Source organism: Pontibacter burrus, assembly GCF_010686685.1.
Taxonomy (GTDB): Bacteria; Bacteroidota; Bacteroidia; order Cytophagales; family Hymenobacteraceae; genus Pontibacter; species Pontibacter burrus.
Genome location: NZ_JAAGWD010000002.1, coordinates 315277 through 340337, shown reverse-complemented (window position 1 = coordinate 340337; position 25061 = coordinate 315277). Strand labels below are relative to the sequence as shown.

Sequence of the window (25061 nt, the reverse complement as noted above, 5' to 3'; positions counted from 1 at the left end):
ATTGGCTTGACAGTATAGTTTGCACTACTGCTGAAAGATTTCGAATAGCTAAAACTATAGTTATACTTCCCCAAATCAACAATACGGGTATACCCAAAATCTGATCCTGAGCTGATTTCCTCGTACAGCATGTGCTTAAATAATATGCACTTACTTTATCTGATACTCCACAAACAAAGTAGCATTTACAAGTACAGTGCCTTTGCTGATATTGACAGCTCTGTTTTGCGCAGCAACTTCCGCTACTGCGTAACCGTCAGCCGCTCCTGATTGATTAGCTTCAGGCATCGAAGCTGAAATCTCAACGTTCCCGATTTTGAGGATTTCTTTTTCAGAAGCCGGCAATTCCGTTAAAAGTTTATCTGCCAACGCATTAGCCTTTTTCAAAGCATCAACATAAGCTTCGTTCTTTAAACTGTCGATTTTGGAATGAGCATAAGTTAGCCCGCTTAATTCAAGGTTCCTGTTCTCCAGCAGTTCGGTGTAGATCTGGTCTAATTTGCTGATGTTTCGGAGTTTGATATAAATAGAAGTTGAACTGTTATAGCCCTCAAACACCTGGGAGTTATTTTTCCAGGAGTAGCTTTTGTTCATGTTAACAGAAGTGGTCAGGATGTCGTCCTGCTTGATTCCGAAAGACAGCAGCTTGCTGTTCAGCTCGTTTGATTTTTCGACAAGGCATTGTTTCGATCCTTTCACAGATTTTTGCAGGCAGTTCAGGTTGATATGAAAAGTAGCCATATCAGGCAGCGTTTCCACCTCCCCGACCGATTTGATCATGATGGTTTTGAATTTTGCTGGTGCAAGTGTAGAATCGGTCTGGCAACTTACCAGTAAAACTGCGATCAAAACCCAAAAGATGTTTTTCATGGTGGAGTAACTTTAAGTCAACGCTTTATAAAAGTGCTATAAACTATAGCATTCTAAACTGGGGTACCTAGCAGATTATACTTCAGGCAAACTTTGCTTGGCTATAGGAAAATTGTACCAGCTGTAAACTATTGGTTTAGATTGAAAAGTACTTTGGCCAGATTATTTGACCTGTTCCTGTCGAAGGATCTTTTCCATCTTGCGGCCTTTCGCCAATTCATCTACCAACTTGTCTAAAAACCTTACCTGTTTTGTTAGAGGATTCTCGATCTCTTCAATCCGGTAACCGCAAATAGAACCTGTGATAAGGTGCGCATTCGGGTTAAGATCAGCAGTGCTAAAGAAGGTTTCAAAAGTCGCCTTGGTTTCGATCAGTTTCTGCAGTTTTTGGTTATCAAAACCGGTCAGCCAGGTAATCACCTGGTGCAGTTCTTCTGTTGTTCTGCCTTTTCTTTCAACTTTTGTAACGTAGTGCGGATATACCGATGCAAATGTCATCTTGGCGATTTTTGCATCGTGTTCGGGTGTCGTTTTCAAGTTATTTCAATCTTTCTAATCGGCCTTTTCTTTTAACCAGGTTCTTATAGTCCCACTGTATTTCTCTGGATTTCTGTAACCACCTTTTTAAATCGGCACTATCAACCTGGTTTGCTGTAGTGTAACGAATGGATGCGTCTTTAAATTTGCCAGTTCCTACAGTGAGCTTTTCTTCCATAAAATCTGCACCGCTCCAGAACATAAGCCGCACACCATCCTTTAACTTGCTGTACCCAACTATAGGATTACCATCCAAAAACCAGACAGGATGCGCGTGCCATATCTTGCTTTCTGCTTCGGTCAGTTCTCGGTCTATTTCCGTTGTAAGCAGATCGCAGATTTCTTGGTCGGCAGATGACTGTTTGTTGTTGTATGCTTGAATGGTTTCTTTCATAAGGTATGTAGTACGTGCTATGCAGCCACAAACTATAGTTGTACTGCTATAGTTTGCTTCACACAATATACCAAAATACCTGTAAATCAACTATAAAAAAATGCCGCACTCACCCAGGCATAAAGCCTTCGCAAGTGCGGCAGTATAAACTATAGTTTATTGTTTTATTCAGCTGTCCAGAGTACGCGCTCCTGGTCTGACAGAATAAGCAATACGCGCGGCGGGTTAGCTACCAGCACCAAACGCATCTCTACTCCCGGGAACTTATCCGACTCAACCCAAACGCCTTCTGATTCTTCGCCTTCTTCCAGTTCTTTACCATCCAGCGAGCTGGCAATGTAAGCGGTTGGCAGTAAAATATCAGCATCCGACTTTATTTTGCCGTGCACATCTTCCAGCACATCCTCCAGGTAATCGCCGTACGTTTCATTAAAATCATCTTCCAGGTCGTGCAGTTCTTCTTCTACATCGTCGTAACGGGCATCGTTATAGTCCAGCTTGTTCAGCTCTTCTTTCTTCTGTAAGATAGCAACAAGGTCTTTGTTCAGCGTATTCGCGTCCATAGCTTCTGTTTGATTTCTACAAAGTTGAAAACATGCTGCAGCAATTGCAAACATTACCGTTGATAATTTACCAGATGCCGTTCAGGTTTTGATAAACCGTTAAAAGCTGTATTTTTACGTAATACTTTATTAAATATTTACAGCAGACTATGAATACCAACACATTAACCACCGAAACTATAGCTAAAGATATCCTTCCTCTGAATGGTACCGACCATATTGAGTTTTATGTAGGCAACGCCATACAGGCAGCGCATTTTTACCAGACTGCCTTCGGTTTTAAACTGGTAGCCTATGCCGGTCCCGAAACAGGCGTGCGCGACAGAGCATCTTATGTAGTGCAGCAGGAGAAAATCCGCCTGGTGCTTACCACCGCCATTTACCCGGATTCTGAAATTGCCCAGCACGTGCACCAGCACGGCGATGGCGTAAAAGTATTGGCACTTTGGGTAGATGATGCCGAAGAATCTTTCCGCGGTACGGTGGCGCGTGGCGCCAAACCAGCCATGGAGCCTAAAACTATAACCGATGAGTTTGGTGAAGTAAAAGTAGCTTCTATCCACACCTATGGCGATACCATCCATACGTTTGTTGAGCGCAAAAACTATAACGGTGTGTTTATGCCGGGTTATGTGGCGCGTACATCAGAGTTGCAGGTAGAGCCGGTTGGCCTGAAGTATGTAGACCATTGCGTTGGTAACGTGGAGCTGGGCCGCATGAACGACTGGGTGAAGTTCTATGAAGATGTGATGGGCTTTAAACTCCTCCTTACTTTCGACGACGAAGACATCAGCACTGAATACTCGGCACTTATGTCTAAGGTAGTATCGAACGGAAACGGTTACATTAAATTCCCGATAAACGAACCAGCTGAAGGCAAGAAAAAGTCGCAGATTGACGAGTACCTGGAGTTTTACCGTGGCCCGGGTGTACAGCACATTGCCGTTGCTACCAACGATATTCTGCATACGGTAGCTGAACTGCGCCGCCGTGGCGTAGAATTCCTGAAAGTACCGGAAGTTTATTACGAAGACCTGATAGAGCGCATTGGCCATATCGATGAAGACATGGCAGACCTGCGTAAACTCAACATCCTGGTTGACCGTGATGACGAAGGCTATTTGCTTCAGATCTTTACCAAGCCGGTGGAAGACAGACCGACTGTATTCTATGAGATCATCCAGCGCAAAGGAGCCAAGTCGTTTGGTAAAGGCAACTTCAAAGCCTTGTTCGAAGCCATCGAGCGTGAGCAGGCCCTGCGTGGTAACCTTTAAGCGAATTTTAAAGTATAGCCCGGTGTAAAACCGAGCTAAAATTACTTTATCTTGATATAACTATATCACACCAGTTCTTCCCGAAGTACGCTGTTACTGTAAGGGCTGGTGTGATTTTTTGTCCCCACCATTACCATGAATACAACACAACAACCAACTATGATCGAACCAGCTATACAGCAAAAAATAAACGCCTGGCTTAGCGGCAACTATGATGAAGCCACCAAAGCAGAAATAAACGGATTACTGGAGCGCAACGAGCACGAAGCGCTGTCTGATGCTTTTTACCGCGACCTGGAATTTGGTACCGGCGGACTGCGCGGCATTATGGGTGCAGGCAGCAACCGCATGAACCGCTACACACTAGGCATGGCAACACAAGGCCTATGCAATTACCTGAAGCAGAACTTCCCGGGGGAGCGCGTAAAAGTGGCTATTGCTCACGACTGCCGCAACAACTCCGATGTGTTTGCCCGCATTGCTGCTGATATTTTCTCGGCAAATGATATTGAAGTGTACTTGTTCCAGGCGCTGCGCCCTACCCCGCAGCTTTCGTTCGCTATCCGTCATTTGGGTTGCCAGAGCGGTGTGGTAGTTACGGCATCGCATAATCCGAAAGAATACAATGGTTATAAAGTATACTGGAACGATGGCGCACAGGTAACTGCTCCACACGACAAGAACATCATAGCCGAAGTAAACAAGATCACTAGCATTGATGAAGTAAAGTTTGAGCCGAAGCCAAACAACATTCACCTGCTGGGCCCGGAAATGGACGAAGCCTACATTACAAAAGTGCTTGGTCTTTCTATTTCGCAGGATGCCATCAAACGCCAGCATGACCTGAAGATTGTGTACTCCTCTATTCACGGCACAGGCATTACGCTGGTACCGGAAGTGCTGAAGCGTTTTGGTTTTAGTAATGTGCATGTGGTAGAAGAGCAAGCCGAACCAAATGGCAACTTCCCGACGGTGGTTTACCCAAACCCGGAAGAAAAGGAAGCCATGACACTGGCACTGAACAAGGCTAAGGAAATTGATGCGGACATCGTTTTCGCCACCGACCCAGACTCAGACCGTGTAGGCATAGCCGTTAAAAACGATAAAGGCGAATTTATACTTCTGAATGGTAACCAGACCGGCGCTTTGCTGATAAACTACCTGCTGCAGGCATGGCAGAAAGCCGGTAAGTTAACAGGCAAAGAGTTCATTGTTAAAACTATAGTTACCACCGACCTGATAAACGACATTGCCAAAAGCTACGGCGTAAAGCACTACGAAACCTTGACCGGCTTCAAGTACATCGCCGAGAAGATCCGTGAACTGGAAGGCAGGGAAGTATACATTGGCGGTGGCGAAGAAAGCTACGGCTACATGATTGGTGATTTCGTTCGCGACAAAGATGGCATTTCGGCCTGCGCCCTGATCGCGGAAATGGCTGCCGTGGCAAAAGACAACGGCCAGAGCCTGTTCGAGATGATGGTAGAGATGTATATCAAGTACAACTTCTACAAAGAAGAGCTGGTATCGTTCACGAAAAAGGGACAGCGCGGTGCCGAAGAAATTCAGCAGATGATGGCCGACATGCGCAGCAACCCACCGCAAACTATAGCCGGTTCCAAAGTGGTAGAAATCAGCGACTATAAGATTAGTGCCCGTCGAAATGTGGTGACCGGCGAAGTGAGTCAGCTGGGTTTAGAGAGTTCTAACGTGCTGCAGTATCTGACCGAAGATGGTAGCAAAATATCAGCCCGTCCATCCGGTACAGAACCGAAGATCAAGTTCTACATCAGCGTAAACGAGCCGTTAAAATCTAAAGAAGATTTTTATACCGTAGAGCAGAAACTGGATGCCAAGATCCAGCAGATACTGGTCGACCTGAAGTTGAAATAACAACAGCTGCAAAACGCCCGATTCAACATATTTATGGATCGGGCGTTTTTGTTTTTAGCAATAACCTTCTGCTCTTGTTCCGGTTATAGTTACAACGTTGCAAAAGCCAAATATAACTTTGCTCCGGTTTTTAAAAGCAAAACTATAGTCTAATGCTCACACATAATTTAAAGAAAAGCAACGGCGACGTTTTCCTTTACTACGAACGCGTACCTGAGAATGCTTACATTTTTGCCCATTGGGTTGGCAGGCAGGACCTTGATACCGTGCGAAGAGGTGGCTATGCTTACCTGGATATGATGAAGGAGCAAGCGTGCGCAAAGTTATTGAACAGCCACAAAGAGCTGATCGGACCATGGGATATCGCGACCGACTGGATCTCGACGTACTGGACGCCGGCTGCTGTAACATTGGGTTTACGCTACATGGCACAGGTATTGGCACCCGGTGTGTATGGGCAAATGTCCTTTCATCAGCTGCACCAGCACATCGGCAATCTGCTCGAAATAAAGATCTTTGAAAACGAAAAAGAAGCGATCGACTGGCTGACCAGCTTACCTGAACCGAACAAAAGCACTGTGCTGCATAATTAACCAATGAATGTGGATTTTTCTCAACTTGCTACCCTTATAAAGCTCCGGCGTACTACCAAGCCGCCTAAAATGAATGGGCAGAAAGTACCCGATGAGCAGATAAACCGACTATTAGAACTTGCTGACTGGGCTCCTACCCACGGCCATACGGAGCCCTGGCGCTTTATAGTTTATGCCGGAAACAACGTGGCGCAATTCTGCCAACAGCACGCCGACCTGTATCAACAGAAAACTCCGGAAGACAAGTATCAGCCTGAAAAATATGAGAAACTGCTGCACATGGGCGATAAGGCGTCGCATGTTATAGTTGCCTATATGCGCCGCGGCGACCTGCCCAAGATTCCGGTTCTGGAAGAAATAGCTGCTACCTCCTGCGCCATTCAAAACCTGCTGCTTGGCGCTACTGCCTTAGGTATTGCCAGTTACTGGGGTTCCGGCGGCATGGCTTACCACCCCGCCATGAAAGAGATGCTTAGCTTACGAGAAGAAGATATTGTGTTGGGCATTCTTTATTTAGGCTACGCTGAAAACCATGCCGGTGAAGGAAAGCGAAATACACCGCTAAGTGAGAAAGTTGAGTGGGTTTAAAACAAAAGCTCCTGCTATAGTTGCAGGAGCTTTTGTTTTGAACATCTTATAGTTTATTTAGAAGGCATTTTCTTCTCCTTTAATCGCATTCCAGGTAGTTAGTACCACGATTTTCAAATCAAGTAGGAATGACCAATTTTCCAGGTACCAAATATCCGCTTTAACTCTTTGTTCTATGCTATCCGGATTAGTAGTTTCGCCTCTAAAACTATTTACCTGGGCCCAACCAGTTATACCTGGTGTCAGGAAGTGGCGTACCATAAATTTATCAATCAGGAGTAATCTTTAGTATCTTTAAGAATATGTGGTCTTGGCCCAACTACTGACATATCACCCATAAGCACATTAAAGAATTGTGGCAGTTCATCAATACTGGTTTTCTGATAAAAGCTCCCACACGTGTTATACGCGTATTGACCTTACAGGCCTGCTCTTTGTCAGAGTCCCCACCTAATTATTTTGTAGAATTCTTCTTTCCTCTTGTGTGGGTTTAGCTGCAGGTGTGCCAATGAGTTGTTTATATTTCTGCAATAGTAGATAGTAGCCAAAAATCACCCCATAATAGAGATATCGTTTCCACATGCGCTTAGGCTCTTTCAGTAGCCTCCCCAGCCACTCTAAACCAAATTTTATCCAATATTTACCTGGTCTATCAATTGTCCCAGCATAAAAGTCAAATACCGCACCTATTGAACAAATCATGTTAGTATCCAGAACTTCTTTGTGTTTGTGAGCCCATTTTTCTTGTTTTGGGGCTGTCATGCCTACAAACAGTATATCTGGTTTGAATACATTAATTCTAAAAAGCATCTCCTCATTATCCTCATCAGAAAAATCAGGTTTGTAAGGAGGTGAATATGTGCCTACTGTAATGGCAGGGAAATCTGCTGCTAACCGATTTTTAATTTTAGTAAGAGTTTCTTCAGAAGAACCTAAATAGAAACATCTCCCCCCAATCTTCTCCAATCTTTTTAATAAATGTAAATGCAAATCAGCTCCAGCAACTTTAGAAATCTTATTTCCTCCTATAAAATTAGCTGCTGCCACTATACCTACTCCATCAGGTAACAAAACATCAGATTCTACAAGAGATCTTTTGAAATCTGTATCTCTTTCTGCTATACAATAAGAGTATTGATTAATTGTATTTACAAGGACTTTCTGAGAACTAGGTAAGGCATGTAAGCTAGCTGCAAACACAGGGTAGCCCATACAATCTACTGTTAAAGCTTGTTTCATTAAAGGTAGAGGGAAAGTAAAAGTTTATCTAATATTATGTGCTAAAAAGCTTGTAAAGATAATTATATATCAGAGATTTTTAATCTAGTTATAAGCCTAAAAGAATGGTTACTATAGATAGGCCTTGTAATATTAAATAAGAAAGCCTCACAAACTTATTTAGAGTGCTGAATATACTGGTGATTTGAGTTTTTTATGAGCGATGGCATCTTCTAATATTTCCGCCATTTTTTGTTCAAACTTTTCAAGCGTGAAAAGTTCTTTATACCTTTTACGACCTGCAGCGCCCATTTTCGCTCTTAAGTCTGGTTCCTGAATCAAGATGCTCAGTTTTTCAACAAGAATTTCAGTACTCTGCTGGGGCACCAGAAAGCCAGTTCCGCCATCTACAACAATGTCTGCAATTCCTCCTTCTGGCGTTGATATAATGGGTAACCCATTCTCCATCGCCTCTAGAAGGACGAGAGGGAAACATTCATTATGATAAAAAGTAGGAAATACAAAGATGTCTGACTGATTTAAGAAAGCTATTTTCTCTTCATTATATTTTTTACCATGTGCAAAAATATTTTCTTGGATGTTATATTTTTGTACTGTTGTTGTAAACATCTCCTCCGAAACATCAGACCAAGCACCTACAAAGTGGCATTCAAAATCAAGTCCTTTCTCTTTTAATAATTTACAGGCCTCCAGCAGAACAAGCACACCTTTCTCCTCCATCATATTCGAGAGAAACAGTAGTCTACAGGGATGCTTAGTTACTTTTATTAAATTCTTCTCGCTCTCAGTTTCTGGGATACCATTTGCGCAAAAATACACATCCTTTTCAGATACATAACCTGCCACATCATGGTACAGATGGGGAGATAACAAAATGCTTTTTGTATTCCGGAAAGCAATTCGATATAATATATTATTTAATCTACTCTTGCTGCTTTTAGCAATACCTTTATTATGGAAGTGGTATATTATATTTTGTTGGAAAAGCTTAAGAATTGCAACGACAAACAAGTCCTTATAGAAACCAGCACCTTTAGCAGTAAAGCTCATATAGCAAAGATCATACTTTCTACTAATCAATGCTTTAATGATTTTAAACTGAATTTGTAAAACAGTTAAGTACTTACTTATCCCACTTTTACCAATTTTATCTAAGCTAAAGGAGGTTGTTAAATTAATATAATCACTATCAAACGTCGAATTGATTACTTCACTTTCTTTGATAAACTGCCCGACCATTGCTGCACCATTAACGGGAGGCGGAGTATGCAGAATAAACAGTATTTTATTTGTAGTTGCCATTCATAGAAAAAAACTAGTTAAAACATCTTTAAAATGAAATGTTGTTTTTTTTGATTCCTTATAGACCATAATTTGTTGCCTACTCTAAGCTAGCAGTATCTTTAAGCATTGTAAATCCATAAACCATTATCCTCATACTAACCCTTGTAGGTTAAGATTTATGGCAAGAAAAAGAATCATGCGATATGCAAATATGAATCTTTACAGGATAACTATATCTCTTTATATTCAATAGGGAATAATAAGTATAATTAACTTTGCTTATAAATCTGTAAATAAGAGTCTTTCATCTTTTTAAATTCGAACCTAGAAGTTACGAAATTAAAAGCGCTCCCTTTTAATAAAGGGAGATCAAACTCTTGCCTTACAATTCTTTCGAATAAAAGTATTAATGATGACAAGTCATTAGGTTCATAAAGAAGAGGCCAATCATGAGGTAGAGTTTCATTCAACCCAGGAACGTTGGTCGCAATAACTGGTACATTGGCATAAGAAGCTTCAACTGAGATTAAACCTAATCCTTCAAATCTTGATGGCATTACAACATAGTCAAATGCCCATAAATAGTTATTGATATTTTCTATTGGTGGATGGATAAAGATATTATGCTGACGGTTCTTTAGGGAAAAAAGATCATCTCTCAAGGAGCCATCACCTATAAAATAGAAGTCAATTTTGTTAGAATAGTTACTTTTTAAACTATCGATACACTTTATTAATATATCAACACCTTTCTGATATTCAAATCTTCCACAAAAAGCAATATTAATTTTATCCCTCCTAAAGTTAAAATTAAGACTTGCATTAGATGGAATATCACATCCATTATAAATAATTCCAAGTCTACTAGATTCAAGTAATCTATAATTTCTTCTTAACTCTTTGTAAGCATTAAGTGCACCTAAAGACACCCCAATTACATGATCATTCAAGAAGGCTGCTTCTGTAAGTTTCCCAATAGTATTATGCGTATGCCATAGTTTTGTATTATGAATTGTTCTAATTATTCTAGGCTTTTTTAATCTTAATATGCCAAATAACCTTAGTGTAAGTCCTAAAACAAAATCTGGAAGATCGGTATGTGAATGAACAACAAGTGGCTTATCCTTTACTAAGAAAACAAACAGCATAAGCGGAGCAAAAAGTAAACTTATTTTCTTTGGACCAGGAAATAAAGTCTTTATTTGAATCCCCTTTTGATTTAGCTCATTTCTTTTGCTGATAGCATATTTGTTATGAGAGCGATACAGTTCTACAATTGTAAACTCAATTCTTGCATCGTTACTTTGTACTATGTTAAAGGCTACATTTTCAGCGCCTCCTAGGTTAACAGATGTGATAAGTTGATATACTTTGATCTTATTCACTTTATGTCCCTGGCTATATAAATCTTACTTGATTCTTAGTATTTGTTGAAGCACTTTTTGAAATATAGCTGAAGTGCTCATCAGCTCCCTATTTACTTCTATCAGAACTTTTGGGAAGAATGTATCCTTTTACTTCTTTAAGCAAGAAATGAGATGGATTCACCAAGGAGTAAAATGCCAAAAAAAACATGGTGCGGAAAAAATCCAAGCCTGCACTTCTTCTTGAAGCAAGACCTTCTTTAATTCTTTCGCCAAAAGCCATATTAGCACTTATACCATCAAGCCTGTAATTAACATATGGTTGAGGGAGATAAAAGAATGCCGCTGAGTTAGTTAGATAATTTTTCAGAACAAATTCATAGTCAGACAGTGCCCGTAACTTAATATCATAAGTCTCTTTCGCATACACATCTTTGTGGACGAACATCGAAGGATGATTGTAAGTCATTCCATAATAGAGGAACTTATACCTAGAAGGATTAAATTTCCTAATTCTTTTCTCGCCACTTTCCAAAACATCATATCTATCCCCATGAAAAATCCTTTTATCTGGATTATTCACATATGCACTTACTATAAGTTCTATAGCGTTTTCTTCATACCAGTCATCACTGTTTATCAAACCAACTAGTTCTCCTTTGGCTAACTTAATACCTTTATTCATGGCATCATAAAGTCCTTTATCAGGTTCGCTTACCCAATATGCTAGTTGAGCTTCATACTTATTGATGATGTCTAAAGTGCCGTCTTTAGACCCTCCATCAATTATAATGTACTCTAAGTTTTTATACGTTTGATTTAAAACACTCTTAATAGTCTGTTCTAAATACTTTTCACCGTTATATACAACAGTAATAATACTTACTAGAGGTAGTGAAGACATAAAATATTTTTATTTAGAAATACTGCTTCTTAAACTGGTAATGTACTTAGTTCATTCTGCCAGTATTGCCATACTATCATTTACTATAAAGTTGTATTTAATAAGCAAGTATTGTAAGAGGAAGAAAGCTATAGTTTCACCTTTTGAATAAATCTTAAAAATAGGTGTATTAAACACATATTGAATGTATCAATCTCTATAAACAGTACTATAACGTCCAATTTTAAGAAGCAAATTCATTTAGTTATTCCATTTTGATACCTCTATTTAATAGTATGGTATAGATTTCTTCTTTCCCAATTCGGAAATCCAAGTTGAATGAGTATAGTGTTATATAACTGTTAATTACCACTAATTATAATTTCCAAGCTTTCATTCTATCATCCTGAGTTATGAGACGATAGTATAATGTAACATTCCTGTGTTAGTTTAATAGTCTTTGGGTTAAAAGTTTTATTTGTCGATCATTTAATTTTTTAAACCACTTAGAAGTACAGACCCCAGTTATAATCCAGATTAGTGCGAATAATATGGAATAAGATGGTATGTTTTCTATAAATAAAACCATTACGTTGGCAGCAGTAAGTAAGCCCAATGACCTTACATATCTATTTCTAACCTTGCTTAAAGCATTATATATGGCATAAATATTTATAATTGCGATTAATATCAAATAGATTACTCCCCCTTTCAGTAAGTAATGCAGAACACCAACCTCTACATTATGCCTGATGTGATGGTCTCCTGTACCATCTTCATCATTTAAAAAGTAAAAGTAATCGCTGTAATAAGTGCCAATTGGACCTTTTCCGAGTATAAAAGAATCGGTTTTATCTAAGTCTGAAAAAACTTCTGTATAAAGGAAGGTTCTAGTATCAGTTGCTAAATCAGTGACATTAAAATTACTTTCAATCACAGAAGAAATTTCTATGAAAAGACTTTTACCTGTAATCACACCTAATGTAGCCCCAAAAACTACTATAGACAACATTACAATAGCAGAAAATTTGTAAAACCATTTTATATCTAGTTGTGATATGATAAAAATCCCGAAACACAGAATAATTCTCACAATTCCTATTCTCATATCACTTTGCCAGAATACGAAAGCACCTAAAAAAGTACTTAAAATGATCCATACCTTATCATTTTTAGAAACATATGGATAATTAAGTAATAAAAAAAACGTAGGCAGGAAACAAAGTACAGGTAATGGTAAATCAAAAGAAAGAGAAATAAATAATAGTATTATACCTATTTGTACAGAAATTAAACTTAGCCTATTTAACCAGTATAAAGCATTTTTCTTAGTCGCCCATAAAATAAAAACAGGAATTAAAAATGATGGACCATAATAAGGGTTACCAAACAAGGAAAGGAATTGACCATCATCTAAGTTTCGGCAAATATTAATTAGACCATAGCCAATTAAGAGGTAAATTATTATTGTTATGCCTTTGCTAAAATCTTGCGTCAGCCCTCTCGTTTTCTCAAAAGGAATAAACAAAAGGGATATATATATACAGATATTAATTAATAGTTTACCAAGGCTCCCATTACTAGGATCATAAAGTGTCTCAACAATTCCAAACACCAAAAGGATTGCTAAGCTATATTGAAATAGAGCTTTAAAGTTACTCATCTTCCATTTTTTTAATATACTTAGCAGGGTTCCCCGCCCATATCTCTCTGGCTGGAATATTTTTTGTTACAACACTACCAGCACCTACCACTGAATTATTACCGATTGATACGCCTTTTAAAATATGTGAATATGCACCAATAAACACATTATTCCCTATTATGATTGGTGCTGTTTTTTTATTTTCCCAATCCTTTCCATTAATCCAATCCTGTGGGTTCAGCGAGTGATTATCTGTATCTCTTATTTGCGCTCCCACTCCTAGAAGTACGTTATTACCAATAGTTATTTTGTTATGGCAAGTTATAGTAACATCACTCATGCCCACATCTTCACCTATCAGTAACACCGCTCCCTGCCTTACTTCTATTCTGCATTTACCATTTCCACCAGAGTTCGAAAAGATTACTCCATTATTCATCGTTAATCGTTTACCAAATATGCAAATAGCATCAAGTGATACATGTACATAAGGAACACCTTGTGTTACAAACGAGTTAAACTTTACTCCATTTAACCAGAAAACTAAAGCAGACCACTTAGTATGAACTTTTACTAAAATTAAATACTTAAGCATTTTTAATGCTTTATACAATCTTATTAAGAGCTTTTGCATTCGTTATTCTATTATAGACTTGCAACAATTCCGATAAGATATTTTCTTTATTATGTCTTGCTAATGCTACTCTTCTAGCATTCTCACTTAAATCCAAAGCTTTGTCCTTATCCTTACTTAGCTTTAATATATTACTTGCAATACTATAGGGGTCATTAGCTGGAACTAATATACCTGTTTCATCATCCGTAATTAAACTTGAAACTCCTCCTACATTTGTAGCAATAGTTGGTAAGCCTAATATTTGAGCTTCACAAACACTATTGGGACTATTATCAATATATGAAGGATGTATATATATATCAGAGTTTAATAATTGTTCAACTAGTTCATCGGCGCTTACAACACCTTGTAAATTCAGACCTACTTCTTTACATAATATCCCTAACTTCTTCTCCCATTCACGGTATTCAGTTATTCCAAATATATTCCACACAAAATCCAGGTCGGACAAATCTTTCAATAGCCTAGCTGTTTTTAGTATTGTGTCAAACCCTTTATAATCTGTTTTAGAAATTGTAGAAGAGATAATAAGTTTCTTCCTATTATGTATGTTCCAAGAAGTTGCACTATAAAACACATTTCTTAAAATCTCTCCACAATAAAAATAATTGGCTTTTGGCGCATATAGGGAAATCACATTTTTATCCCAAGCAGTACGCCCCATAAAGTATTTACAATTCCTTAAAATTGTTACTTCTCTCTTCGCATTATATGTAAAGAATGAGTAGCTCCGTAGCAAATCCAGCATTTTCTTAGGTTTAAAAATATACTGGTAAGCTGAGTCAAGTATGCTACTACCTGGAGCAAAATAGGCATTTAAATAAGGGTTCAGAACACCCTGTATATGTAGGACTACGGGTATATCTGTATATAATGAAACGAGTCCGAAGCTTCTTTCGCTACCGAATATGTGTATGATATCAGGCTTGAAATCATTAATAATTTTTAAAAATGATTCAACCTCATCTTTATCATATCTGCTATAGAAGAGATTGTGTAAGACTTTTTGTGTTCTGGTGCTGTATAGTGATATTGGATAGTAAGTTGTTTTTCCAATTTTACTTTTAAAACAGCTATCATTATGAAAGAAACCAATACCTAGTTCGATATCATTTTCTTTACCAATAAGTTCTTCAAGCGATTCAATCCATCCTCCTCCATTATAACCCGTACTAGGTTTTTTATAAAGTGATGGAGTATTTGTAAACCACAAAACTCTCATTTCAATCCAGATTATTGAACCTTCATTAGTTCAGTAACAAACTTATAAGTATTTCTTAATGTACTATTTTATTGGTTCCAAATTCCATTTGCTTTACCTGAAGTAATTTTATCGAACTGTATCCTCCAAAGTAAAGTACATGGTATTGTAGTACATAGAGTTGCAGCAACTACACCTGGAACTCCCCAGTCAAAATATTTTCCGAAAAGAATTGCCAACGGAACCGTTACTATTATTGTCGCTATAGCAGTGTAATACTGTAACTTAACTTTACCAACCCCATTCACAAAAGTATTATAGGGCAAAGAGATCATACTAAAAATCACATAAACACAAATTATGATAGAAATAGATAACGGTACTTGTACTGTCTCACCAATCCAGATTTTGTAAACTTCATTAGATACTGCTGCCATTATAATTGCGACTACAATGAACCCAATTGTTACCTTATTTAACTTCTGCATGGTTGCCTTAATCCATTCATTATCTCTTTTCACATATGCATCAGTGAAGGCACTCCACAATGGGGTTGATATTATACTTCCTACCATTGTTAGCAAAGAAAAATATCTGAATGCTATGTTATATGTAGTTACACTACTGGGACCAAATAATTGAGCAAGAATTATATTAGTGGAAGAGAACAAAATTATGGCTGCTACTTGTATCACAAAAAACTTGTAGCCTAGACCCAGAAGGTCTTTCGAATAACGTAATTTCACTAAAGATATAGAAGGGCATACATGCTTATACTTACTCAAGAACAGTACTACACTTACAATAAACAATATTAATACTGGTACAGAACTATAAATTATACCTACCCACAAAAGAGAGCCAGGTATAATTAATGTCAGAATGTAAATCGCTAGTAAAGTAAGTATATTACTTGCAGTAGTAATCAGGTTATTAATTGCTGATTCTTGTAGTGCAAACAGAACATTATTAATTAAACCGAAAATGAAGCGTAAACAAAAACAGGAAAATGTAACCAAAGCCAGTTGGCTTAATTCACCACTCATGGATGATGGAGCATTAAGATATAAGTCCCAACTTAATAGTGGATTTAATATCCAAACCAAAAGAATAATTACCAAGAATATTCCTGTTATGACAGCATAAGAGGTACTTATATAGATGCGGGCCAAATGAAACTTTTCACTCGCAACAGCCTCTGCTAATTTATTTCTCAGACCATTTCCTAGTCCTACATCAAAAAAACTAAACCACCCTATAATTGCCGCAAGAGTTAACCATATTCCGTATAGACTTTCGTCTAAATAATTAATAGTTAAAGGAACTAAAGCTAATTGAGTTAATATATTGATTCCTTTATAAAAGAAAGACAAAAAAATATTCTTTGTGACGAGAGTACTTCTTTCATGTCCATCAAATAGTCGGGATTCAATTCTTTTTGGAATAAGCAATCTTCTTATACCTTTAATTAGCATACGCTTTATCTAAAATATTCTTGCAGAATGTAACTAGTCACCTATTATCATAGTTTCCGGTATGATAATATAATGCCCTTCTTAAAATTTATTTACTTTCTCTAGCATTAATATTATCTCACACGGAAACCGCAATAAGATAAGCACCTTCGGAGTATTAAAGATTAGCTTGTAGATCGGCAACATACCTATTTACTGAGTCTATGTTTTCCGCTTACCATATCTGATGTAAGTAACATCAATTCTGGTTTCGGCAGATCATATGGTTTTTATCAACTCAGCGGTACAGTGATACCTGATACTTTCCTGCTAGATAGGTTATGAAGTCTGAGCACCTACTTTAGACTTTCGTTTCTTCTGCCCTGCCTGCTCATAACCAATACCGTAGCCATAGCCATACCCCTTTACATTACTTGTAACAGCATCGTTTAATACTACCATCGGCGACTTAAGCTTCTTATTTCGGTAAATATCATCTACTATAATTAGCTGCTCTTTTAAGGTATAACCACAACGAACTACATAAATAGTAGAATCAATATAAGGAGCAAGGTTAAAAGTATCAGCTACCTGGCCGACAGGAGCAGTATCTAAAATAACGTAATCGTAGGTAGATTTAAGCTCTTCAATCAAGTAACCTAATTTCGGGCTTGTCATCAATTCCACTGGATTTGGAGGAATCGGGCCAGAACCAATTACAGATAAGCCAGGGTGACCTTCTATAGGAACAGTAATTTCATCAATAGTTATCTTTTCAGAAACCAGATAGTTAGTTATACCAAATTCTGTAGGTAAGTTAAGGTCGTGCATAAGCCTCGGCTTGCGCAGGTCTAAACCTAGAATTACAACCTTCTTTCCAGTCATGGCAAGACTCGCAGACAGGTTGATGCTGAAAAACGTTTTACCTTCACCACTCATACTTGAAGTGATCAAGACAACCTTATTTTCTCTACCCATTGTTGAAAACTGCAGGTTAGATCGAACAAGGCTAAACAGCTCAGCTACCGGACTCCTATTTCCTTTGCTGACAATTAATGTCTCACCAGAATCATTATGCCCTAGTTCTCCAATTATAGGTGTATCAGTAGCATCCTCAATATCTTTTCTCAGTTTAACTTTATTATCAAGAATATAACTGATATAGATACCTATAAATGGTAAAATTAAACCAGCTAACACGCACACACTCAGCACAAGACCTTTCTTTGGGCTAACTGGTTTTTTACTAACCATTGCAGAATCGATAATGCGTGTATTTGATACAGCAGCGGCCAGAGACAACGAGGATTCTTCGCGCTTCTGCAGAAGATATAAGTATAAACCTTCCTTTATACCTTGTTGCCTTTTTATTTCCAGAAGCTCTCGTTCTATTGCCGGTATTTGCTCTATTCTTGACTTAAATCCGGCCATATTGCCCCGAAGATTATTACGGGTAATGGTTAGTCCCTGCTTTATGTTCTGTAGGTTTTCAAGAATATTACCGCGCAGGTTAGTAAGCTGATCTTCTATATTTTGAACAAGTAAACTATTTGATTTGGTTGTACTTACTAATCGCTCACGTTCAAGCTGCAAAGCATTAAACCTTTCAATCAGGCTCATTAAGGTAATATCCTTAATACTTAATGTACTAGGCACTAGCTTAAATTGTGTACCACTCTCACGGAGATACTTTTCAATTGAACCTAGTACATCAAGTTGAATCTCTAATTCTCCTAGCTGCTTATTATACTCACTTGCATTTTCGAGAAATAGCTGGGCATCAGAACTTACATCAGTCAGTTGATTTCGTTTTTTGTAGTTTTCTACATCCTTCTCAACATTTGAGAGTTCAGTAGTCAGGAAAGTTAGTCTTTCATCAATAAACTGAATGGTGTTGGAGGCTACTTCATTTTTATCTTCCAAAGCCTCAATATTATAAACTTCTACCAGCTTGTTTATAATATCTTTTCCCTTATCTCTGATTGGAATTTCGAGGCTAAGCCAAAGCACACTAGCTTTTTTATTAACAGCCTCTATGGTAATTTCTTCGTTGTAATACTCTGCTAATTCATGAATGTCATTAAACTTAACATGAACCTCTTTAGGACCTTCAGGATCAGTAATCTTGGGTAAGGCTAAAACTGTGAACATCCCGAAAGGCTTCACAATTTTTTTTCCAAATTCATGTTCAGATCTCTCTACCGATCCTTCTTCATCTTCCGTAACAAGTTCAAATCTATTATTGTCTTTAATGAAGACTGTAACATCCATTTCATAGGCCGTAGAATCGACCTTATCGACTACTACTTTGATTGGTAGTTGTTTCCCGTAGATTTCCCGATTTTTAAAGAAGACCGGAGTGTAATATGTGGTATTTAGCGAAAGTTCTGTTAGTACGCGCTCCATTAAACTTATGGAGTTTAATACTTCTATCTCATTATCAACATTTTTAGCACCGCCAAAAATATCAAGTGCATCTAAGTCTCCACCACCTAATAAGCTGGCACCTTTCTCTTCATCTTTTATCAGTATTTTACTTTTAACTAAATAAACAGGTGAAGCATACTTGAGGTAAAAGAACCCTAGTCCTGATGTAAGCACAATGCCCAGCACGAAAAGGTACCATAGACGCGCGCACTTTAGCGCTAACTCTTTAAAATTAACCTTATTTGTTTCTTCAGACTCAAGTCCAAGCAGAACTTTCTGAAGTTCGGACATTTCTTTCTCCGCCATAACCCTTTAGGTATTAAAATAATCTAGCAATGAATATAGATGCAATTGAAGCGGCAGCCGCTATAATAGAGAGGGATCTGGTGTTTGCGCTCGCCTGTACCTCCTTCATTCGGTCAGGCTCAACATATACCACATCGTTTTGCTGCAAATAGAAGTATGGAGAATTTAATACTTCACTACTATTCAGGTTAAGGCGTATCATTTTTCTTACGCCATCTACTTCACGGATTACTAGAACATTTTCCCGTTTTCCAAAGGCAGTCATGTCGCCAGCCATACCAAGCGCCTCTAGTATGTTAAGTTTCTGAGTGGGGATAGTAAAAGTTGATGGGCGGTTAACTTCCCCCACCACTGTTACTTTAAAATTAAGATGCCTGATGTTTACAATAGGATCCTTGACATGTGCGTTCAGCTCAGAAGTAAACTTCTCAGTTGCTTCAGAATTAGTAAGCCCGGCTACTTTTATCTTTCCTAAAACAGGGAAGTTCACATAGCCATCTTCGTTCACAAGGTATCCTTCCCGGTATAGGTTGCTAGGGGGAGTATTACCCGCATTGTTGTAGTTTGGGATAGCATTAGATGTCTCAACTACCTCACCTCTGTTAAAAATAGCATTTGCTTCCGGACTGATACTCGTAACGGTGATGCTTAAAATATCATCCGGCTGAATTTTAGGAATTCTACTATTTTTAATTTCTTCAGCTTTTTCTGTCTGCTGTTGAAGATCACTAAAATAGGCTAAGTTTCGCGGCGTGCAGGATGTAAGATAAATGAGGGTAAAAAAGGCTAAAAGTTTGGATTTCATATTAAATGGTATAACAAATCACGCAGAACTTATACATCACTTTAAAGTCCAGTGTATAAGGCAAAAAATAAAATCTCACAAAGCTACTTAATTACCTCTATAAAATAAAACGCTTTGCCGAAAATACAATAAAATTCACATTTCAAATATCAGGAAAGAATAACCAGAATAGCTAATTACATGTACCAGAACCATCTTTTTTTAAATAAAATTCTAACTACGGCGTTTAAATCAACTTTAGATTGTTATATACTATTTACAATTTTTAAAACATAAAATAAGGAAAAAAATAAAAATTTAACTGAATTTAGAGTATCAGAAAGTGGCAAATACTGTTAATTTAAAATTGTAATATAAAGACTTGGTACCTGAAACATACTTCAACTCCAAACATCTAAAGTTATAATCTCTATTCGGTTTTGCTGCCTACATTATAGCGTAGAGCACTTGGGATGATTAGCATCTAAATAATACCTGTTACAGCCATTACAATAGCCAGCAGACAACTGGAAGACGCTCGTAAGAGCTGCGTATGTTACAAGTTGTTCATTAAAATATAGTCTAAAATAGATTTCTTACTGCGTTCGAAATGACAAGGGGAACTATAGAACTATAACTTAGCTCCTTTGCCTGTTTTTAGGGGAAGGATGGGAAGGGGTAAAAAACGAAAAGCCGCTGGCTTTTGGGCACAGCGGCTAATCTTCCTTTGGCTATATCGTAAACCAATGCAGCTAAAACGCTAACATGGGTTGTATATTGTCTAATCTTTAAAAAGGTGGCTCTTCGTCGAACTTAGAACCCGGGAAACCTCCCCCACTTCCACCGCCATCATTCATGCGACTGCCTAAACGAATAGAGCCTGGCGCTTCAGCATCGAAGGTACTGTTCGGCAGGGCGTTGAAGCCTCCACCAAATCCGTCACCTCCAAAATCACCATCCAAGTTAGTAAATTTGGTGTACTTACCAATAAACTTCAGCTGTACGTTTTCCAGCGAACCGTTACGGTGTTTGGCTATAATTACTTCACCTACACCGGCTGTTGGGTTGCCCATTTCGTCTTCTGTAATACCATAGTACTCTGGGCGGTACAGGAAGCAAACCATGTCGGCATCCTGCTCAATCGAACCAGATTCACGAAGGTCGGATAGCTGCGGACGTTTATCGCCACCACGTGTTTCTACGGCACGGCTGAGCTGCGACAACGCAATAACCGGAACGCTAAGTTCCTTAGCCAGCATTTTAAGTGCACGCGAGATCGACGCGATTTCCTGTTCACGGTTACCGCCCCCTTTGCCGTCGGCGTTGCCGCTCATCAGCTGCAGGTAGTCAATAATGATCATCTGGATGTCATACTGCGCTTTCAGGCGGCGGCACTTGGTACGCAACTCACGGATGGAAAGACCCGGCGTATCGTCGATAAAAATAGGCGCTTCGGTCAGTTTAGAGATTTTATGGTTCAGCTGTGCCCACTCGTATTCTTCCAGGCTGCCTTTCTTGATCTTTTCAGAATCAAGCTCGGCTTCAGAAGAAATCAAACGGTTAACCAGCTGCAACGACGACATCTCGAGAGAGAATATGGCTACTGGTTTTTTAAAATCTACAGCTGCATTTCGCATTACCGAAAGTACGAAGGCTGTTTTACCCATTGCCGGACGTGCCGCCAGGATGATAAGGTCGGATGGCTGCCAGCCCGATGTTACACGGTCCAGGGCAGTAAGGCCGGTTGGTACACCTGTTAAGCCGTCGGTTTGCTTGCGCTTCTCTTCCAGATCCTTAATAGCTGCGTGCATCAACGAGCGCATGTCGTCGAAGTTTTTGCGGATGTTGGATTCCGATACTTCGTATAGTTTGGCTTCGGTTTTATCCAGCAGCTCAAATACGTCGGTGGTATCTTCATATGCGTTGGCCAGTACTTCCGAAGAAATAGAGATCAAATCGCGTTTAATGGAGTTTTCTGTAATGATACGTGCGTGGTACTCGATGTTGGCCGCCGAGTTTACACGGGTGGTAAGCTGCGTTACATAATAAGCACCGCCAGCCAGTTCCAGTTCACCCTGCTCGCGCAACTGGTGTGTTACGGTCAGGATATCGATCGGCTCCGACTTATCGAAAAGGGCAAGTATAGCCTTAAAGATGCGTTGGTGTGCTTCTTTGTAAAAACTCTGCGGACGCAGAATATCGATTACCGTTGTAAGGGCATCTTTTTCTAACATCAGAGCGCCTAACACGGCCTCTTCCAGGTCCAGCGCCTGCGGTGGCTTTTTGCCAAGCTCCGAAATAGCAGTCGTTTTCTTCTGCCATCCGTTGCGTTGTCCCGCCGGGCGCACATTCATTTGCATTTCCTCCATAAGCACAAATATATAGCTTCTTATATAGCCAGCGCAGGTAAATAGTTGTTAAAAATTGCGCACGCTGCTATCCACATTTTTACCCGGGCCTGTCAACAAGATAAGGAGATTTCCATACACATATCCACAAAATATCCACATATTAGTGTATAGCTATTTTTATTTAGCCAAGGTCTTCTAACTTTGTCTGCTTACAATAGTATTTGCCCGGCATTTATGGAGAAGAAGGAACTACAACGCATACACCTGATAGCAACGGGTGGCAGCATTATGCACAACCTGGCACTGGCCCTGCACGACAAAGGCCTGCAGGTAACAGGATCGGATGACGAGATTTTTGAGCCTGCTAAAAGCAGACTGGCGGCAGCCGGTTTGTTACCTAAGCAGGAAGGCTGGTTCCCTGAGAAACTGGATGCAACTATAGATGCCGTTATACTAGGGATGCATGCCCGCCCGGATAATCCAGAGTTGTTGAGAGCACAGGAGTTAGGTTTACCGATCTACTCTTTCCCGGAATTTATTTACGAGCAGAGCCGTGATAAACAGCGCATCGTAATTGGTGGCAGCCATGGCAAAACGTCCATCACGTCCATCATCATGCATGTGCTGAAGGAAAATAACCGCAAGTTTGATTATGCCGTAGGTGCGCAACTGGAAGGTTTTGACCGCATGGTGAAGCTGACTGAAGATGCCCCGATCATCATTATCGAAGGCGACGAATACCTTTCTGACCCGATCAAACGCGTTCCGAAATTCCATTTATACCATCACCACATTGGCGTGATCAGTGGCATCAGCTGGGACCATATCAACGTGTTTCCGGACCCGGAAATGTACCGCGACCAGTTCCGCATTTTTGCCGAGATGACACCAAAAGCCGGCACGCTGATCTATAACAAAGACGACGAGCAGGTGCAGTTAGTGGCGGTTCCACGCAACCCAGCTGATATCAACTATATCGGGTATGGCGTGCACGACCATACTATAAAAAACGGCAGAACTATACTGCATACTAAAAAGGATGGCGATGTAGAGATACAGCTGTTCGGCGAGCACAACCTGCGCAACATAAACGCAGCCAAGGAAGTGTGTAAGCAGATCGGCATCAAAGCCCATGATTTTTATAACGCCCTGAAAACCTTTAAAGGAGCCGCCAAGCGCTTGGAGAAATTAGGAGAGACCGACACAACGGTTATTTACCGCGATTTTGCGCATGCGCCATCAAAAGTAAAAGCTACGACTGAAGCGGTGAAAGTACAGTTTCCACAGCGCCAGTTAGTAGCTGTCCTGGAACTGCATACTTTCAGCAGCCTGAACAAGAATTTTATTCCGCAATATGCCGATGCTTTGGATAAGGCCGATGAAGCTATAGTATACTTTAATCCGAAGACAATTGAGCACAAGCGCATGGAAATGCTATCGGAAGATGAACTGAAGGCAGCTTTTAAAAACCCCAACCTGAAAGTGTACACCGACTCGGAAGCGCTGCAGCAACACCTGCTAAACTATAGCTGGCAGCATGCTAACCTACTGCTGATGAGCTCGGGCAACTATAACAACATTAACATGGAGGCGCTAACGCAGGCGGTTCTAAAAGCATAACCTATGAAACTGAACCTGAAACGTCCCATCGTTTTCTTCGACCTGGAAACTACCGGCACCGACATCTGCAAAGACCGCATTGTAGAAATTAGCGTGCTGAAAGTAAAACCGGACGGCGAAGAGATCCTGAAAACCCGTAAGATCAACCCGACCATTCCCATCCCACTGGAGTCGAGCTTGATACACAAGATCTACGACGAAGATGTAAAGGACTGCCCTACGTTTGCGCAGATCGCCAAAGACCTGGACCAGTTCATGAAAGGTTGCGATCTGGGTGGCTATAACCTGATCCGGTTTGATATTCCACTACTGGCTGAGGAGTTTCTGCGTGCCGGTATCGACTTTGATCTGGATAACCGCAACGTAGTGGATGCCTGCCGTATTTTCCATATGATGGAGCAGCGCACCTTATCTGCCGCTTACAAATATTACTGCGACAAAACATTAGACAACGCCCACAGCGCCGAAGCCGACACGGTTGCTACCTACCATATTTTAATGGCGCAGCTGGACCGCTACCAGAACACGCCTGTTGAAATTACCGAAGGTATAGAAGAGTTTCCGGTGCAGAACGACATGGCACAGCTGCACAAGTTCACGTTTCAGAAAACCGCCGATCTTGCCGGGCGCATTGTTTACAATAATGCCGGACAAGAGGTATTTAACTTCGGAAAACATAAGAACATTGCTGTGGAGGAAGTACTGCAAAAGGAACCAACCTACTACGACTGGATGATGAAAGGTGACTTCCCGCTTTATACCAAGAAGATCTTAACAAGAATCAGGCTGCGCAGTATGCAGAGTAGTGTGTCGTAGGGTTTATAGTTTGATAAAGCATGAAAGGCTCTCTTGATGAAGGAGAGCCTTTTTGTCTGAATCAGATTTACAGGATTTACAGGATTGTGGCTATCGTTGGTGCTATAGTTTTATAGTTGACTTTGTCCAACCACCCCTTACCCCTCCCTGTCTAAGGCAGGAAATTTACTACTACTGCTATAGTATTAGCTATAGTAATATAGTTACTGTCAATCATCCCTCTACTCCCTCAAAGGGGGACTTTCTACCCTTGCTATAGTTAAGTTATAGTTCTATAGTTTCTCTTTTAACCCACCCCTGCCCCTCCCGAGAGGGGAATTCTGCTGTCTTTGCAATAG

General features: G+C 39.7%; 23 protein-coding genes. 6 read left to right on the top strand and 17 right to left on the bottom strand.

Going from position 1 to position 25061, the window contains the following annotated elements:
* Nucleotides 1–150: 150 nt before the first annotated feature.
* From GXP69_RS06180 to GXP69_RS06165, 4 genes are all read right to left on the bottom strand, one after another.
* Nucleotides 151–870 carry an SIMPL domain-containing protein gene (locus GXP69_RS06180; protein WP_163913485.1) on the bottom strand — a complete coding sequence of 240 codons (720 nt, stop codon included), beginning with the start codon at nt 868–870 and terminating at the stop codon, nt 151–153.
* A gap of 162 nt (nt 871–1032) precedes the next feature.
* Nucleotides 1033–1407, bottom strand: a complete 375-nt coding sequence (locus GXP69_RS06175) for a DUF2200 domain-containing protein (RefSeq protein ID WP_163913482.1) — start codon at nt 1405–1407, stop codon at nt 1033–1035.
* Between the two features lies 1 nt (nt 1408).
* A complete protein-coding gene (locus GXP69_RS06170) occupies nt 1409–1801 on the bottom strand; it encodes a DUF1801 domain-containing protein (protein ID WP_163913480.1) in 393 nt (130 codons plus the stop codon).
* A 164-nt stretch (nt 1802–1965) separates the two neighbouring features.
* Nucleotides 1966–2364 carry a hypothetical protein gene (locus tag GXP69_RS06165; RefSeq protein WP_163913478.1) on the bottom strand — a complete coding sequence of 133 codons (399 nt, stop codon included), beginning with the start codon at nt 2362–2364 and terminating at the stop codon, nt 1966–1968.
* 179 nt (nt 2365–2543) lie between these two features.
* Between GXP69_RS06165 and hppD the strand changes: the two genes are divergently transcribed.
* The 4 genes from hppD to GXP69_RS06145 all read left to right on the top strand — a co-directional run bounded on the left by hppD (nt 2544) and on the right by GXP69_RS06145 (nt 6712).
* Nucleotides 2544–3638, top strand: coding sequence for a 4-hydroxyphenylpyruvate dioxygenase (gene hppD, locus GXP69_RS06160; protein ID WP_163913959.1), 1095 nt, complete (start codon nt 2544–2546; stop codon nt 3636–3638).
* A gap of 135 nt (nt 3639–3773) precedes the next feature.
* Nucleotides 3774–5531, top strand: a complete 1758-nt coding sequence (locus GXP69_RS06155; RefSeq protein WP_235925577.1) for a phospho-sugar mutase — start codon at nt 3774–3776, stop codon at nt 5529–5531.
* A gap of 152 nt (nt 5532–5683) precedes the next feature.
* Nucleotides 5684–6124 (top strand): hypothetical protein, encoded by a 441-nt coding sequence (locus GXP69_RS06150; RefSeq protein WP_163913476.1) that lies wholly within the window; start codon nt 5684–5686, stop codon nt 6122–6124.
* Nucleotides 6125–6127: 3 nt separating this feature from the next.
* Entirely contained in the window at nt 6128–6712 is a 585-nt protein-coding gene (locus GXP69_RS06145) for a nitroreductase family protein (RefSeq protein ID WP_163913474.1), read from the top strand.
* Nucleotides 6713–6769: 57 nt separating this feature from the next.
* Here the strand turns inward: GXP69_RS06145 and GXP69_RS06140 are convergent, their stop codons facing one another.
* The 13 genes from GXP69_RS06140 to dnaB all read right to left on the bottom strand — a co-directional run bounded on the left by GXP69_RS06140 (nt 6770) and on the right by dnaB (nt 22305).
* Nucleotides 6770–6973 (bottom strand): sugar transferase, encoded by a 204-nt coding sequence (locus tag GXP69_RS06140; RefSeq protein ID WP_262887406.1) that lies wholly within the window; start codon nt 6971–6973, stop codon nt 6770–6772.
* A gap of 11 nt (nt 6974–6984) precedes the next feature.
* Nucleotides 6985–7074 (bottom strand): sugar transferase, encoded by a 90-nt coding sequence (locus GXP69_RS19145; RefSeq protein WP_262887414.1) that lies wholly within the window; start codon nt 7072–7074, stop codon nt 6985–6987.
* 88 nt (nt 7075–7162) lie between these two features.
* Nucleotides 7163–7951 carry a WecB/TagA/CpsF family glycosyltransferase gene (locus tag GXP69_RS06135; RefSeq protein WP_235925575.1) on the bottom strand — a complete coding sequence of 263 codons (789 nt, stop codon included), beginning with the start codon at nt 7949–7951 and terminating at the stop codon, nt 7163–7165.
* Nucleotides 7952–8110: 159 nt separating this feature from the next.
* On the bottom strand, nt 8111–9253 hold the full coding sequence (locus GXP69_RS06130; protein ID WP_163913472.1) for a glycosyltransferase: 1143 nt from the start codon (nt 9251–9253) through the stop codon (nt 8111–8113).
* 251 nt (nt 9254–9504) lie between these two features.
* Nucleotides 9505–10620: a glycosyltransferase gene (locus tag GXP69_RS06125; protein ID WP_163913470.1), complete on the bottom strand. Its 1116-nt coding sequence runs from the start codon at nt 10618–10620 to the stop codon at nt 9505–9507.
* Between the two features lie 88 nt (nt 10621–10708).
* Nucleotides 10709–11503 carry a glycosyltransferase family 2 protein gene (locus GXP69_RS06120; RefSeq protein WP_163913468.1) on the bottom strand — a complete coding sequence of 265 codons (795 nt, stop codon included), beginning with the start codon at nt 11501–11503 and terminating at the stop codon, nt 10709–10711.
* Between the two features lie 424 nt (nt 11504–11927).
* Nucleotides 11928–13145, bottom strand: coding sequence for a hypothetical protein (locus GXP69_RS06115; RefSeq protein WP_163913466.1), 1218 nt, complete (start codon nt 13143–13145; stop codon nt 11928–11930).
* A complete protein-coding gene (locus GXP69_RS06110) occupies nt 13138–13740 on the bottom strand; it encodes an acyltransferase (RefSeq protein ID WP_204281932.1) in 603 nt (200 codons plus the stop codon). The genes GXP69_RS06115 and GXP69_RS06110 overlap by 8 nt, the downstream gene beginning before the upstream one ends.
* Complete coding sequence (locus GXP69_RS06105; RefSeq protein WP_163913463.1) at nt 13733–14986, bottom strand: glycosyltransferase family 4 protein; 1254 nt, start codon at nt 14984–14986, stop codon at nt 13733–13735. The genes GXP69_RS06110 and GXP69_RS06105 overlap by 8 nt, the downstream gene beginning before the upstream one ends.
* A 68-nt stretch (nt 14987–15054) precedes the next feature.
* The gene (locus GXP69_RS06100; RefSeq protein ID WP_163913461.1) at nt 15055–16440 is read right to left on the bottom strand and encodes a lipopolysaccharide biosynthesis protein; all 1386 of its coding nucleotides are present in this window, start codon (nt 16438–16440) and stop codon (nt 15055–15057) included.
* A gap of 318 nt (nt 16441–16758) precedes the next feature.
* Nucleotides 16759–19152: a GumC family protein gene (locus GXP69_RS06095; RefSeq protein ID WP_163913459.1), complete on the bottom strand. Its 2394-nt coding sequence runs from the start codon at nt 19150–19152 to the stop codon at nt 16759–16761.
* A 13-nt stretch (nt 19153–19165) separates the two neighbouring features.
* Nucleotides 19166–19957 (bottom strand): polysaccharide biosynthesis/export family protein, encoded by a 792-nt coding sequence (locus GXP69_RS06090; RefSeq protein WP_163913457.1) that lies wholly within the window; start codon nt 19955–19957, stop codon nt 19166–19168.
* 767 nt (nt 19958–20724) lie between these two features.
* Nucleotides 20725–22305 carry a replicative DNA helicase gene (gene dnaB / locus GXP69_RS06085; protein WP_163913455.1) on the bottom strand — a complete coding sequence of 527 codons (1581 nt, stop codon included), beginning with the start codon at nt 22303–22305 and terminating at the stop codon, nt 20725–20727.
* A gap of 216 nt (nt 22306–22521) precedes the next feature.
* Here dnaB and GXP69_RS06080 point away from each other — a divergent pair, with 216 nt between their 5' ends.
* Both GXP69_RS06080 and GXP69_RS06075 read left to right on the top strand, forming a co-directional pair.
* Nucleotides 22522–23907, top strand: a complete 1386-nt coding sequence (locus tag GXP69_RS06080) for a UDP-N-acetylmuramate--L-alanine ligase (RefSeq protein WP_163913453.1) — start codon at nt 22522–22524, stop codon at nt 23905–23907.
* A 3-nt stretch (nt 23908–23910) separates the two neighbouring features.
* The gene (locus GXP69_RS06075; protein ID WP_163913451.1) at nt 23911–24723 is read left to right on the top strand and encodes a 3'-5' exonuclease; all 813 of its coding nucleotides are present in this window, start codon (nt 23911–23913) and stop codon (nt 24721–24723) included.
* The last annotated feature ends 338 nt before the right edge of the window (nt 24724–25061 follow it).